11 protein-coding genes are annotated in these 14295 nt (G+C 72.4%); 5 read left to right on the top strand and 6 right to left on the bottom strand.

The genetic code is table 11. The features are described from left to right. Positions 1-59: 59 nt before the first annotated feature. Complete coding sequence (locus ABD932_RS21660) at positions 60-998, bottom strand: CPBP family intramembrane glutamic endopeptidase (protein WP_345015174.1); 939 nt, start codon at positions 996-998, stop codon at positions 60-62. A gap of 115 nt (positions 999-1113) precedes the next feature. On the opposite strand from ABD932_RS21660, the gene ABD932_RS21665 reads away from it, so the two are divergent. Further along, positions 1114-3135, top strand: a complete 2022-nt coding sequence (locus tag ABD932_RS21665; protein ID WP_345015175.1) for a sensor histidine kinase — start codon at positions 1114-1116, stop codon at positions 3133-3135. Positions 3136-3341: 206 nt separating this feature from the next. Here the strand turns inward: ABD932_RS21665 and ABD932_RS21670 are convergent, their stop codons facing one another. Continuing rightward, the gene (locus ABD932_RS21670; RefSeq protein ID WP_345015176.1) at positions 3342-3473 is read right to left on the bottom strand and encodes a hypothetical protein; all 132 of its coding nucleotides are present in this window, start codon (positions 3471-3473) and stop codon (positions 3342-3344) included. A 58-nt stretch (positions 3474-3531) separates the two neighbouring features. Next, complete coding sequence (locus ABD932_RS21675) at positions 3532-4272, bottom strand: DUF4232 domain-containing protein (protein ID WP_345015177.1); 741 nt, start codon at positions 4270-4272, stop codon at positions 3532-3534. Positions 4273-4459: 187 nt separating this feature from the next. Here ABD932_RS21675 and ABD932_RS21680 point away from each other — a divergent pair, with 187 nt between their 5' ends. From ABD932_RS21680 to ABD932_RS21695, 4 genes are all read left to right on the top strand, one after another. Next, positions 4460-5803: a helix-turn-helix domain-containing protein gene (locus ABD932_RS21680; RefSeq protein WP_345015178.1), complete on the top strand. Its 1344-nt coding sequence runs from the start codon at positions 4460-4462 to the stop codon at positions 5801-5803. A 244-nt stretch (positions 5804-6047) separates the two neighbouring features. Continuing rightward, positions 6048-6251 carry a cold-shock protein gene (locus ABD932_RS21685; protein WP_250083286.1) on the top strand — a complete coding sequence of 68 codons (204 nt, stop codon included), beginning with the start codon at positions 6048-6050 and terminating at the stop codon, positions 6249-6251. A 122-nt stretch (positions 6252-6373) separates the two neighbouring features. Next, positions 6374-7849 (top strand): DEAD/DEAH box helicase, encoded by a 1476-nt coding sequence (locus ABD932_RS21690; RefSeq protein ID WP_345015179.1) that lies wholly within the window; start codon positions 6374-6376, stop codon positions 7847-7849. Positions 7850-7971: 122 nt separating this feature from the next. Further along, complete coding sequence (locus tag ABD932_RS21695) at positions 7972-10956, top strand: AfsR/SARP family transcriptional regulator (protein WP_345015180.1); 2985 nt, start codon at positions 7972-7974, stop codon at positions 10954-10956. A gap of 111 nt (positions 10957-11067) precedes the next feature. Here the strand turns inward: ABD932_RS21695 and ABD932_RS21700 are convergent, their stop codons facing one another. The 3 genes from ABD932_RS21700 to ABD932_RS21710 all read right to left on the bottom strand — a co-directional run bounded on the left by ABD932_RS21700 (position 11068) and on the right by ABD932_RS21710 (position 14291). Beyond that, positions 11068-11868, bottom strand: a complete 801-nt coding sequence (locus tag ABD932_RS21700) for a cutinase family protein (protein WP_345015181.1) — start codon at positions 11866-11868, stop codon at positions 11068-11070. A 193-nt stretch (positions 11869-12061) separates the two neighbouring features. After that, a complete protein-coding gene (locus ABD932_RS21705) occupies positions 12062-12937 on the bottom strand; it encodes a geranyl diphosphate 2-C-methyltransferase (RefSeq protein ID WP_345015182.1) in 876 nt (291 codons plus the stop codon). A gap of 58 nt (positions 12938-12995) precedes the next feature. Beyond that, entirely contained in the window at positions 12996-14291 is a 1296-nt protein-coding gene (locus tag ABD932_RS21710) for a family 2 encapsulin nanocompartment cargo protein terpene cyclase (RefSeq protein WP_345015183.1), read from the bottom strand. Between the last annotated feature and the right edge of the window lie 4 nt (positions 14292-14295).

A 14295-nucleotide genomic window follows, 5' to 3' on the forward strand; every position in this document is an offset into this window, starting at 1 on the left:
CGCCGAGGCCGGCCTCTTCAGCACCGACCAACTCGACACGATCCTGCGGCCGGAGAACCTCACCGGCGGCGGGCGAGCCACAGGACGACTGCCGCGTAGAGGGCGACCATCGGGACGTCGACGGCCACCATCATCCAGTTCATGTCGGCAGCCGTCTCCTCGGATGCGAGCCCTCCGGCGATCGCCGACATGACGCCCATGGCGAGGAGGTTGTTGAGCACGTGCAGCGCGATCGCCGCTTCGAGTCCGCCCGTACGGATGGTCAGCAGCCCGGTGATGAGGCCGAACACCACCAGGTCGGCGAACCCCCAGGGAGTTCCCCAGCCGTGCGCGGCGGCGAAGAGCAGCGCCTGCGGGATCACCGCGACCCACGGTGAGCGGCACCAGGCGCCGACCGCCTGCACCAGCCAGCCACGGAAGACGTACTCCTCGGCCGCGGCCTGGAACGGCACGAGCAGGCAGACGCTCGCGAGACCGAGCAGGAACGGCGACAGTCCGGCCCACGTCAGCTCCGGCCCGCTGACCTCGGATTCGGGCAGGAGCAGGGAGATGCCCAGGGACGCCGCGGCCACGGGCAGGGCCACCGCGAGGCACAGCCCCAGCCAGCGCCATCGCAGCCCGCCCGCCACCGACGAGACCGTGCCCGCCGGGCGCCGCTGCACCCATCGCGCGGCCAGCAGTACCACCGGTATCCAGAGGGCGATGGACAGCAGCGCCAGGGCGTTGTCACCGATTCCGCCCCACACGAGGTCGCCGTCATCATTGCGGGGACGGTCGAGGACCGCCCCGGCGATCTCGCTGCCGATGAGCACCACCAGCATGACGAGGGTCACGCCGACGAACACGACGCCGGTCCCCACCAGCGGCCGCCACCACCGGTGATGGCCGGTCGCCCGAGCCTGCCGGTGGTACGGAAGCGGCTGCGCGGGCGCAGGGGCGGTCTGTGTCCAGGCCGGGTCGGAGGGCTGAGGCGACTCGTGGAGGGTGTGCGTCGTCATGTGCATCAGCATCCCGGCGGTGGACGGCCGTGGCGTCGGCCGTGGGCACGATCGGCGTCTCCAACCTGGGATAGGGACGCCCCCGAACAGACACACCTGACAGAGGACCGAACGTATGATCGTCGCCATCATGGGGCACATACGGAACTGGCTGCTGCCCGCGCTGTTGGCGGTGGTGCAGTTGTCCGTCTGGCCGGGACGCACGCTGCTGCGCGGCGAGGCCGTGGCGGCACCGCAGCTCGCCGTGGGGCTGGCCGTGACCGCGTCGGCCGTCGCCGTACTGGGAGTGCGCAGGCGCTTCCCGGTCGCCGCGACGCTCACCGTCGAGGCCATCACGGTCACCGAGTTCGTCGTGCCGGACGAAGCGCTGTTGGCCGCCATGGTGGCGGGCGTGGTCGCGCTGTACTCGGTCGCGGTCCTGCGTCCGGCCGGGACGGCCGTCCTCGTCGCGTCCGTACTGACCGGATCGGCGGTGCTCAGGTCCTTGCCGCGGTACGACTCCGCTGTCGACATCGGCGGTGAGGCCCTGGTGAGCCTCGCGATCTGCGCGGCCACCGTGGGCGCCGGCCACGGGCGCCGCCAATGGCTCGCAGGACGAAGGGCCGCCGAACGGGAACTGGCCCGGGCCGAGGCCGTACGGGGCACGGCGGCGTCCACGGAACGGCACCGTCTCGCCCGTGAACTGCACGATGTCAGCGCGCACCACCTCACCTCCGTCGTGGTCACCGCGGACGCCGCACGCCGCCTCGGCGACCGCAGGCCGGAACTGACCGCCGATGCCCTGCGGCTGGCGGCGGAGGCCGGGCGCGAGACCGTCGCGGCACTGCACCGGCTCGTGACCGTGATGCGGAGCTCGGCGGCCGACGAGGAGAGCCCGCTCGAGGAGCGCGTCGCCGAACTCGCCGCGGGATTCGGGCGCCTGGGCCAGCGCGTGAGCCTGGACATGGCCCCCGGACCGGCCGGCCTGACGGGTGCGGTGGCCGAGGCGGCCTTCGGCATCGTCCGCGAGGCCCTCACCAATGCGCTGCGCTACGCCCCCGGCGCCGCCGTACGTGTCGTGGTGCGGGACGGTGACGGAGCGCTGGACCTCCTCGTGGAGGACGACGGAGCGGCGCAGGCGGCGGCCCGCGCACCCGAGGCGCGGCAGGGGCTCGGCTCCGGTCGGGGTACCGCGGGCATGCGGGACAGGGCGGCCGGGCTCGGCGGCACCCTCGAAGCGGGCCCTCGCCGGGACGTTCCGGGATGGTCCGTCCGTGCGCGGCTGCCGCACCCGTCGTCGGCGGTGCGCCGCCAACCGGCCCTGCCGAGGGCGAGTTGGGCCGATACGGCGACCGTGCTCGCCGTCGCGGCGCTCCCGGTCGTCGCCGTCCTCATCGAGCGGCCCGCCGCCACCGCAGCGGCCTGCCTGCCCGCCGTCCTGCACGCGCTGCCGCTGCTGTGGCGGCGTCGGGCTCCCTGGACCGTCCTCCTCCTGGTGTCGGTCAGCGCCTGGATCCCCCCGGTCGCACTGGCGTACGGGCTGCTGCCGTCGGACGTGGCCTGGTCCCTGGCCGTGGCAGGGGCCGGCGCGGAGTGCGTGGCCCTGCACGCGGTGGCGGCCTTCGCCGGACCCGCCGGTCACACCTGGCCGGCGATCCTGGCGACGGCGGGCGGTCTGGCGTTGACGGCGGTCGCGCTGGACGTGTTCGGCGGCGGCCCGCTCGAGGCCGAGGCAGGCGGTGGAGGTCTCCCCTTCCTCGTCTTCTTCGCCCTCTTCCTCACCGTGTTCCTGGCCCTGCCGATGGCCGGGGTCTGGGGCTCGGGCGTGTTCGTCCGAAGGCGCCGCGAGCGCGTCACACGGCGTGAGGACAGCGCGTTGACGGCCGCGGTGTGGTCCGCCGTCGTGGAGGCGTACGAGGAGCGGCAGCGCATCGCCGCGGAGCTGCGCCAGGCCGTGCTCCGGCACGCGAACGACGTGGTCGTCCATGCCGAACGCGGCGACCTCGACGGCGCCGCGGAGCAGGCCAGAGCGGGCCTTGCCGCCATGCGCGAGCTGCTGGCCGTACTGAGACGAGGGGCGGGCACCGCCACCGACACCGCCACCAACACCGGGGAGGTGTCCTCATCACAGCCCGAACCACTGCGACGGTCCGAGTGATGGTGGTCGACGACCAGGCCGTGGTCCGTGCCGGTTCGCCGCCATCATCGACGCGGAGCCCGACCTCGCCGTCGTTCGCCGATGCCGGGGACGGCGCCCACGCCGTGGAGCCGACGCGGCGCCTCACGCAGCCGTGCGGCGGGGCCGGTCCCGGTCCGACCCGGCATCACCCGCCCCACGGAGCAGGTGGCGTCCCGGCGGCCCGTTCAGACCGGGTGGCGGCGCCGGCGGACCCCCGCCTCCTGCGGCAGGTGGCCCGTGCCGCCCAGGACGATCACCTGGAAGGCCGCGCCGAAGTGGGCGGTCACGAGTCGGGAGATCCTTCGGGTGCCGCGCATGGTGGGTCACCTGCCTGCCGGGGTCTGTGGGCCGGTTCTTCGAGGGCGCGCTCGGGCGTCACCAGTTGACGGCGTCGTCCATGGACTGCTGCCAGTACGTGACCTTGAGCGAGTCGTCGACGTAGACGCCCTTCGCGGGCAGCGACGGGTTGGCGCCCGCGCCGACACTCTCGTTGCCGGAGCGGCCGTGGAAGTAGACGGCCAGGGAGTTGACGGTGCGGCCGTCGGAACCGCTGCCGTCGGTGGCCGACAGGTTCACCGAGGCGTAGCCGGACTCGCCCGGCGCGAGCGTGACGACTGCCTGCGGCTGCGAGTCCTCGATGACCGGAGGCACGGCCTGGGCCTCGCCGAAGCGGACAGCGGGGTAGCCGTAGAGGAAGCAGGTCTTGCCACCGGTGTTGGTCACCGTGAGCAGCATGTGGTTCACGGGGCGGTTCAGCGGGGCCGCGACCGTCTTGGTGTTGGACCCCTCGCAGGTGACCGGCTTGCCGGCGGAGTCGGACCCCTCCGACTCGGACGCAGCGGCGCCACCGGCGGACCCTGTGGTGCCGTTGGCGGAACCGGCCTCCGAGGAGGAGGCGGAACCGGAGTCGGACCCGGAGCCGGAACCGGAACCGGAGGACGAAGCGCCGGAAGAGGCAGCGGTGGAAGAGGAGTCCGCGCTCGGCGTGTTGGTCGCCGAGGAGCCCTCATCGTTGACGCCCGTGCCGTCGGTGCACGCGGTCAGGGAGAGCGCGGCGAGAACGACGGTCGCGGCGGCGCCGACGAGACGAGTGCGGGAGGTGCGGAGGTTGGACATGTTGCTGTGCCCCTTCGGTGTTCGGGTGGCCGTGGTGATTGGATGACCGAAGCTTGTGGGGCGATCTGTCCCAACCGCCACGCATGGCGGGCAGTTGGGGACGCTGGAACGCCGAAACGCCCTCTGACCAGGGGCGAGGCAGTGTCCCTGGAACGCGGGACTGGAACACGAGGGGATGGGGAAACGGGTGGCAGGGGCAACAGGGGCCGATGGAACGGAGGCGTTCGCGCGGCTGCTGCGGGAGCTCAAGGACCGCTCGGGACTCAGCTACGGGGCGCTGGCCAAGCGGCTGCACATGAGCACGTCGACGCTGCACCGCTACTGCAACGGCACAGCGGTGCCCGTCGACTACGCGCCGGTGGAGCGCCTCGCGAGGGTCTGCCGGGCGACACCGCAGGAGCTGGTGGAGTTGCACCGGCGCTGGATCCTGGCGGACGCGGCACGGGGGAGCAGGGCGGACCAGGCCACGGGGACGGGGTCGGCTGCGGGAGCCGGTTCGGCGGATACGACTGATGCAGCTGATACGGCTGGGGCAGCTGCCACGGCTGATACGGCTGCCGCACCACCCGAGCCGGTCGTCGTCGACGTACCGAGCGAGCTCGCGCCGCCCCTTCGTCCCCGCCGTCGCCGTACCGTGCTGATCGCCTCCGCCGCGGTGGCCGCCGTCCTGGGAGCCGTCGTACTCACCGTGGGTCCGCCGCTCGGCGGCGGCAACGACTCGGACGACCGGGAGGCGGCCGGTGCCACCGCCCCGACCACCGGCACGGCGGACCCCCGGAAGCCGTCCGCCTCCCCGTCGCCGAGCGCGAAGCGGAACAAGCCGGCCTCTTCCCCCTCCGCCACCGGCACCGGGTCCGGGAGCGCCGGGTCCGGCGCCGCGAAGGGCGACGGCGAGCAGGGCGGGAGCCGGCCCACGGACGGCAGTGCCTCCGACGCCGTCCCGCTCGCTGTCGGCGTCCGTCCCTACGTCTACGACGACCCGTGCAGCCAGCACTTCCTCGTGAACAGCGAACCCGAGCAGGTCGGCCCGCCGGCGACCGAGCAGGACGCCCCGCGCTGGGCCGCCGCGTACGGGGCGGTGTCCTCGGGCGAACAGCGGATCGCCCTCACCGTCCAGGGCACCGGCAAGGACACCGTCGTACTGAACGACCTGCACGTACGCGTCCTCACCAAGGGCGCTCCGCTCGCCTGGAACGACTACTCGATGGGCGTCGGCTGCGGCGGAGGCGTCGGCACCAAGTCGTTCGACATCGACCTCGACAACGGCAGTCCCACGGTCACCGTCAAGAACGGCCAGCGCGACTTCCCGTACAAGGTCAGCGAGTCCGACCCGGAGGTGTTCTACGTCACCGCACGCACCAAGGCCCACGACGTTCGGTGGGACCTCACCCTGGACTGGTCCAGCGGCAGCCGGCGCGGCACCATCCACATCGACAACGACGACGCCCCGTTCCGCACCAGCGCCGACGTGAACCGCCCGGGCTACGACTACCCGCTGGGCGGCAGCGAGTGGATCGAACGGATCGGCTGACGGGCTCCGGGAACCGGGACCCGGGAAGCCGACGCGGTGCTCGGCCCGGCTGTGCTACCTTGCTAGGAAGTGGCAGTATTGGTTACCAGAGGCTTCTGAGTGCTCTTCGACCTTCCGTCGACGGGCACTCTTTTTGTTTCCGGGGCTTTCCGGGACTTTTCAACTCTTCCCGTCAGGTCAAATCGTTGCTGCGACACCGGGTCCGCAAGGTGCGGGTCCGGGCACTGCCTTAGGGAGATTCAGTATGGCAACTGGCGTCGTGAAGTGGTTCAACTCGGAAAAGGGCTTCGGCTTCATCGAGCAGGAGGGTGGCGGCCCGGACGTGTTCGCCCACTACTCGAACATCGCCACCCAGGGTTTCCGTGAGCTTCAGGAAGGCCAGAAGGTGACCTTCGACGTCACGCAGGGCCAGAAGGGCCCGCAGGCCGAGAACATCGTTCCCGCCTGACGCTGACGCGCACGCATGGCCGGGGCCCGCACCTTGGGGTGTGGGCCCCGGCCATGTGCGACTGGTGCGACAGGCGCCACAGGTGCCGCGCGCCGCAGGTGCCGTATCGAGGAAGGTCCCCCATGAACCGCTCGGCTCGTACGAACAGCAGCTCCGCCCGGAGCAATCGCGCCCGCTCGCAGGGGACGGGCCGCCAGAGCGCTCCCTCCCGTTCGGCCAAGGCCGGGCGGAGCGGTCGCGGAGGCCGACCCGCCGCGTCCGGTGGGGAGTTCGCGCTGCCGGTCACGCTGACCCCCGCACTGCCGGCGGTCGAGGCGTTCACCGATCTCGACATGCCCGAGCGGCTGTTGACCACCCTGCGCGCCGAAGGCGTGACCGCCCCGTTCCCCATCCAGGCCGCGACGCTGCCGAACTCGCTGGCCGGCCGGGACGTCCTGGGCCGGGGCCGCACCGGTTCGGGCAAGACACTGGCCTTCGGCCTCGCGCTGCTGGCCCGTACCGCGGGGCAGCGGGCCGAGCCCCGGCAGCCGCTGGCCCTCGTCCTCGTCCCCACGCGCGAACTGGCGCAGCAGGTCACCGACGCCCTCACCCCCTACGCCCGGGCGCTGCGCCTGCGGCTCGCCACCGTCGTCGGCGGACTGTCGATCGGCCGTCAGGCGAACGCACTGCGCAACGGAGCCGAGGTCGTCGTCGCGACGCCGGGCCGGCTCAAGGACCTCATCGACCGGGGCGACTGCCGTCTGGACCGCGTCGCCGTCACCGTCCTGGACGAGGCCGACCAGATGGCCGACATGGGCTTCATACCGCAGGTGACCGCCCTGCTCGACCAGGTGCGGCCCGACGGCCAGCGGCTGCTGTTCTCGGCCACTTTGGACCGTAATGTCGACCGGCTGGTTCGCAACTACCTCCACGATCCCGTGGTCCACTCGGTCGATCCGTCCGCGGGCGCCGTCACGACGATGGATCACCACGTGCTGCACGTGGAGGACGACGACAAGCACGCCACCACGACGGAGATCGCCGCCCGTGAAGGCCGGGTGATCATGTTCCTGGACAGCAAGCACGCGACGGACCGGCTGGTCAAGAAGCTCCTGGCCGTGGGTGTGCGGGCCGCGGCCCTGCACGGCGGCAAGTCGCAGTCCCAGCGCACCCGGGCCCTGACCCAGTTCAAGGACGGGCACGTCACGGCCCTGGTCGCCACCAACGTCGCCGCCCGCGGCATCCACGTCGACGACCTCGACCTCGTCGTCAACGTCGATCCGCCCGGCGACCACAAGGACTACCTGCACCGCGGCGGCCGTACCGCCCGCGCCGGCGAGTCCGGCACCGTCGTCACCCTGGTCCTGCCCCACCAACGCCGCGAAGTGACGCGTCTGATGGCCGACGCCGGCATCGCCCCGACGACCACCAGGGTCCGCTCGGGCGGGGAGGAACTGACCCGTATCACCGGTGCCCGGACTCCCTCGGGAGTGCCCGTCGTCCTCACCCCGCCCGTCACCGAGAACCGACCCGAGCGCACGGGTTCCGCTCGGCGCACCGGCCGCGGCCGCCCCGCCCAGGGCCGCCGCCGCTCCTCCTCCGCAGCCAAGGGAAGGTGACCACCCCGGCGCCCGCCCGGAAGCGGTCGCGCCGGCGAGGCGCGTGTGGTGCCGCCGTACGCGAGAGGCGCAGGACTTGTGATGTCCACAGCAGGTGGCCGCGGTCCCTATAGGCTCCCCGCGTGCCGATCACGCGTGAGTTGTCCACGGATGCAAATCAGCAACTCCGATTCGCTCTGCTGGGGCCGCTCCAGGCTTGGCGGGGCGGCGCGCGTCTGGAACTCGGGCCGGTTCGTGAACAGGCTCTCCTGGCCGCTCTCCTGCTTCGACCGGGCAGGACGGTCAGTCGGCAGCAGCTGCTCGACGGGGTGTGGGGCGCGGATCCCCCCGGCACGGGCCACAGGGTGATCCCGGTCTATGTGCACCGGTTACGCCGGCGCCTGGATGCGCACGGAGGCGAAAGGACCTCGGCGGATTCCGTGATCGCCACCGTTCGCGGCGGCTATCGCTTCGCCCCGAAGAGCGCGGAAGTGGACCTGGAGCGTTGCGAGGAGATCGCCGCCGAAGGGCGTTCGGCGAGGGACTCCGGAGATCTGGACGCCGCGGTGGAGGCCTGGTCCCAGGCGCTGGGACTCTTTCACGGTGAGCCCCTGACCGGCATTCCGGGACCCTTCGCGGAGGGGGAGCGGTTGCGGCTGGCGGAGCGGCGGCTCGTGCTGGTGCAGGACAAGGTGGACTGCCAGCTCCGGTTGGGACGGCACGCCGAGACCGTGGGCGAACTGTTCTCCCTGACCACGACCCACCCCCACAACGAGGCCCTGGCCGCCCTGCTCATGCGGGCCCTTCATGCCGGCAACCGGCAGGCCGACGCGCTGGACGTGTACGCCGCGGTGCGCCGCCGGCTGGTGGACGAGCAGGGGGTGGAGCCCGGCGCCGAACTGCGACGGGTGCACGAGGCGGTTCTCCGGGGTGAGGTGCAGGTGCCGAAGCGGCCCGCCGAACCTCACCGGCCGGGTCCTGCTCCGCGGAAGCGTCCGGCACGTCATGAACTGCCCGTCGAAATCGGCAACTTCACGGGCCGGGACCGGGAGCTGGATCTTCTCGTCGCGCCCGGCGACGCTCGGGTGGTCACCGTCCGGGCGGTGGACGGCATGGCCGGGGTCGGGAAGACCGCCCTGGTGGTGCGCGCGGCGCGAGCGCTGCGGGACCAGTACCCCGACGGCTGTCTGTTCGTGGAGCTGCACGGACACCGCGAGGACCGTGGGACGGCGGGGCGGCAACGCGTACTGCGCCGCTTGCTGCGGGCAGTGGGTGCCGGCGAGGGCGAGGGCTCCGAGGACCTGGACGAGACGGCCGCGTCGTGGCGGGCGGCGACCGCGTCCCTTCGGCTGCTCCTCGTCCTCGACGACGCCGCCCGCGCCGAGCAGGTGCGCCCGCTGCTACCGGCCGGCTCCGGCAGCATGGTCATGGTGACGAGCCGACGGCGTCTGACGGGCCTGGACGCGGACCGCAGAGTGTCGCTGTCCCCGCTCGGCATCGACGAGGCGGCAGGGCTGCTGACCCGCATCGTCGGCGGCGAGGGATCCGACCGCGAGCGGGCGGCCGTACGCGAACTGGCCGCGTTGTGCGACCGGCTTCCGCTGGCGTTGCGCATCGTCGGAGCCCGCATACAGGACCGCCCGTTGTGGGAGGTGGAAGCCCTGCTGGCGCGGCTTGCGGACGACGAGCGTCGGCTCGACGAGCTCGCGGTGGAGGATCGCAGCGTCGAGGCCGCGTTCCAGTTCTCCTACGACCGGCTCCCGGCCGCCGAGCAGCGTGCCTTCCGTGTCTCGGGCCTGTCGCCCACCGTGCGGCTGGACCGGCTGACGCTGGCCGCCCTGCTCGACCGGACACCCGCCGACGCCGAGCGCGACCTGGAGAGGCTGGCCGACACGAGCCTGGTGCAGCGGGTGACCGCCGACCGCTACCGGTTGCACGACCTGGCGGCGGTCTACGCCCGACGCGTCGCCGCCACGTCACCCGACGAGGTCGCGGCGGGCCGCAGCGGTGTGTTCCGGCTGTACGTGGCCGCCGCCCGCTGCGCCAGCGACTGGGGCGCCTCCTTCCCGACCGGCCCGCAGGGCACCGGACCCTTCACGGACTGGGAGGAGGCCACGGACTGGCTGGACGCGGCGGGCGGCGAACTGGTCGACGTGGTCGGGCAGGCGGCGGCCGTGGGCCATCTGGACGACGCCTGCTGGATCGCCGAGGGCCTGGTCGACTACCTCACCCGACAGGGGCGGTTCCACGAGTGCCGCACCGCGCTGGAGACGGTGCTGCCGTTGGTCGGCCAGGCGACCGACCGGCGGATGGTCTCCGCGCTGCGCACGGGCCTGGGCATCATGTACGGGCTGCAGGGCCGCTACCAGCAGGCCCGCACCTGGTTCACGGAGGCGCTGGACATCAGCCGCCGGGCCGGTGACCCGCACGAGCGGGCCAGGGCCGCGGCCGGTCTCGGGACGTTCGCCAATCTGGAGGGGCGGATAGCCGAGTCCATGACCCATTTCGCCGAAGTCGCCCACCTGGTGGGGACGTTCGAACACGACGGCTGGCTCACGGGTTCGGTCATGACCCGCGTCGGCGACATCCACCACCAGCTCGGCGAGTACGACAAGGCGTACGACCGCTACCTGGAGGCGATCGCCCTCGCCGAGAAGACGGGCAGTCCCAGGCTGCACGGCAAGACTCTGCTGCGCCTCGGCGGTCTCCAACTCGACCTCGGCCGGCCGGCCGACGCCGTGGGCACCCTCGGGAAGGCCGAGGACCTGGCCAGGCGTCTCGGGGACGTCCCCCTGTACTCCGCCGTCCTGGGCAGGCTGTCCACGGCCGAGGCTCAGCTGGGCAACCCGCGGGCGGCCGCCGAGCTCCGTCGCCGGTCACGCGCGCTCCTGGACGAGCAGACCGGCACCGCCTCGGAGATCGCGATACGCCACCGGCTGATCTGGCACGGCGCCGTGGCGGAGGACCTGGCCGGGGCGCGCGACTTCTTCGAGCGGGCCACCGCCCTTCCCGCCGCCGACGCGGGCCGGGCGAGGATCTCCCGCGTTCTGGACGACCTCGGCCGCCGACGCCGACCGGGCGCGGACGACGGCACGTCCTCGCGCGGAGCCGGCCCGGCCGAAGCGTGATCGGCCGGGCCGCCGGCCCCCTCCCCTCAGGGGGCCTTCTTTACAGGGGTCCTCCCTCCCGAGGCCTTCCCTCCCGTGGCCGCCCCTCGGGAACCCCTGCTCCCAAGAGCCCTACCTGGGGCTCCCGTCGGGGTTCCGCCACTGGATGCCGTTGCCGGGGGCGTCGCCGAGGGTCTGGGCGATGGCGTTGCCGGGCGCCGGGTAGTTCCCGTGCAGGCTGAAGTAGCCCGGCGCGTTCAGGAGGGACGCGTCGCACACCGGGTCGCCCGTGATGCAGTACCGCGTGACCGGGATGCCGTTGAAGTCCGTCGGCCCGGCGCCGGGAGAGGTGAACCCGGGTACGCCCCATCCCCTCGGGATGTTGGCCGTGAAGCCGGTGCCGGGCTGCATCGGGTCGGCATAGAGCTTGCCGTCGACCTGCGAGAGCGGAATGCCGGTGCCGCCGGCCGCGATCGTCTGGAGCACCTCGTCCGCGACCTGTGCGCCCTGGGAGTAGCCGGTGATCGTGATGCGGGCGTCCGGGTGGGCCCGGTGGGTCTCCTTCGCCACCCTCAACGCCTCCTGGTAGCCCTGCTGCACGCTGGCGTCGTAGCTCGGCGCGGTGATGGCGTCGGGGTGCGGTTCCAGGCCCTCGAGGAGCGGGCCGTTGGGGCCGATGAACGGTCCCGCGGTGGCCGGGTAGCACACCGGGATCGCGGAGTCGCCGAGTTGGAGAGCCTCGTTGGCGGCGTCGTAGGAGTAGGTGCAGTGGGGCGCGGGCGGTGTCTCGCCGGTGCCGCCGATCTGGATGTAGTAGTGCTCCGCGTCGGCCGCCTGCGCGGCGGAGGGGAACGCCACGGCGGTTCCGACCGCCAACGCCGCCGTCATGGCCGCGGTGCGGGCGGCCCGTGCGATCCTGCTCGTTCTCGACATGGCTGAACTCCCCCAAGGGTTGTGGACGTGCCCGGCAACGAACACCCCAGACGCTAGGAACGGCTGATCACATCGCGATGACATGCCGATGACTGCGCTGGTGGGGGGGGTGGTGGTGAGGGTGGTTGGTGGTGAGGGTGGTTGACCGCGTCCGGGCCCGGCCCCGTTGCGCGTGTCGGCCCGGACGCGGGGGTCAGATGCGGTCGGCGGCGATCAGGAGGTAGTGGAAGCTGCCCTCCTTGTAGGCGGTGAGGAAGGGGTCCTCGACGCCGGTGGCCACCGAGGACTGCGCGCGCAGTTCCCAGTACGGGATCGTGTCGGGCGTCAGGTCGACGACCTGGATGGGGACGAGGTTGTTGGCCGCGAGCGCCTTGAAGTACTCGCTGCGGGGGTGGATGTTGCAGGTGTAGTGCTCGTCGATCCTGCTGACGGCCTTGGAGCGCATGCCGGTGACGTCATTGGAGCAGCCGGTGATGCAGACGTAGCGGCCGCCGGGTTCCAGCAGGCGGGAGAACTCGTCGAACAGCTCGAGGAGATCGACGTACATCGTCGTCTCGTTGGTCCAGATCGCGCGCCGTGAGCCGGTCTCCAGGCGGGTGTCGAGCATGTTGCGGAAGTGGAAGCGGACCTTGTCGGCCACGCCCCGCTTCTCGGCCTGCTCGCTCGCGAAGGCGACCTGCTGCTCCGAGATGCTCACGCCGTCCACGTGGCAGCCGAAGCGGGCGTTCGCCATGAAGCTGGTGCCGCCGCGGCCGGAGCCGGCGTCCAGGAGGCGGTCACCGGGGGCGATGTCGCCGAGGTGGTCGAGGAGTACCTCGGCCTGGGCGGTCTCCAGGCGGTGCATCTCCTCGATGACGCGCTGCTCGCGGGTCTCGGGGTCTCCGTGCAGCACGGAGGGGTCGTAGTCGCCGAGGCCGTAGTGGTGGTGGTAGAGGCCGTCGACCTCGCCGAGCCGGATGTTGACCGGGTCCTTCTCGGCGTTCCAGTAGGCGGCCACGGACTTCTGGTAGTCGGTGCGCAGGACGTCGCCCATGGCGATGTCCTCCATCTGTGTCGAGATACGGGGCATGGGTGAGGAACCTTCTTGCTTGTGCTGCTTGCTTGTGGGAGGGGGAACGGGCGTGGGCTCAGGCGGCGTTCGCGTCCTCGCCGTGGTAGCGGCCGCTGGTCGCGTGCCATTCGCGGCTGCCGCCGACCCAGGCCCAGGTGCTCGCGAAGAACCGGCGCAGCTCGGGGGAGCCGGTCGGACCGAGGGCGGCGGCCTCGGCCTCGAAGGTCTGCATGAGCTCGTTGTGGATGTCGACGGTGCGGTCGACGGCCTCCTCCAGGGAGCAGCCGTCCTCGGCGGCGATCAGCCGGGGCAGGCTGAAGTCCGTCGGGTCCTCCTTGCCCATGGAGTACAGGTCGTTGACGATCACGGTCGCCGAGCCCGCCAGCGTGAACGCGCGGCGGACCCGCGGGTCGGCGAACTCGCCCTGCGGCAGCTCGTATCCGGCGATCGCGTCGACGAGCACCATGCACGGGATGAAGCTGTTCTCGTGCCGGTGCATCAGGAACTCCCAGACAGGCGGTGTCTGTCCGGTGTTCTGCCAGACGCCTTCCTGGTTGTAGGCGACGAACATGATGCCCAGCTCGTGGCGGAGCCGGCGGACCTGTGTGGTGGTGGCGAACCGGGCGAGGTTGTCCAGGCCGGAACGCAGGGCCCGCATGACGGGGTCGGTGCGCACGACCTCCTCCAGCTGGGGCGCGTACGCCCGCGGGAGGTGGGCCTGGTCGATCACCGAGTGGGCGATCGCGAGGCGCTGCCCGAGCAGTTCGGGGCGGGCCTCCTCCACCTCGCCGTCCATGTAGTGGTCGTCGACGGACCACTCGGACAGCCCGCACTTGGCCGCCGCCAGCAGCCGGTCGGGGTCGTCCGTCTCGGGGTGGGCGAGCATCATGAGGCGGCCGAAGCCGGCCTTGCGGACCATGTCGAGCTTGCCGGGATAGATCCCGACCTCCTCGGCCCACTCGACCAGCCGCTCGTTGACGGTCTCGCCGAGCGCGGGGTCGTCCCGTACGGCGGGCGGGCAGTGCAGCCTGCGGTCCAGGTCGGACGATGCCGAGGGCCGCGCCGGTTCCGGACGGGGAGCGGGCGGCTGTGGCCGGGCGGCCGCCGTGCCGAGGCCGGTCGGGCCGGTGGGCAGTACGGGAGCGGGCGGCCCTGCGACGTCCGGCGCGGCGGGCGTGAGCGGGCGCCGGGGAATCCGGGCCGCTGACGTGCCCAGTCCCGTGGGAGCGGACGGCAGCCGGGGGACGCGCGCCGCCACCGGTGCGGCCGGCAACCGGGGCGGTGCCGACGGCTGCGCCGAGAGCAGGGCCCGTACCAGCCCGGCCACGTCGTGGTCCGCCGCGGGCGCGAAGGCCCGGGAGATCAACGACACGGCT

It is taken from the genome of Streptomyces shaanxiensis (assembly GCF_039537145.1).
Taxonomy (GTDB): Bacteria; Actinomycetota; Actinomycetes; order Streptomycetales; family Streptomycetaceae; genus Streptomyces; species Streptomyces shaanxiensis.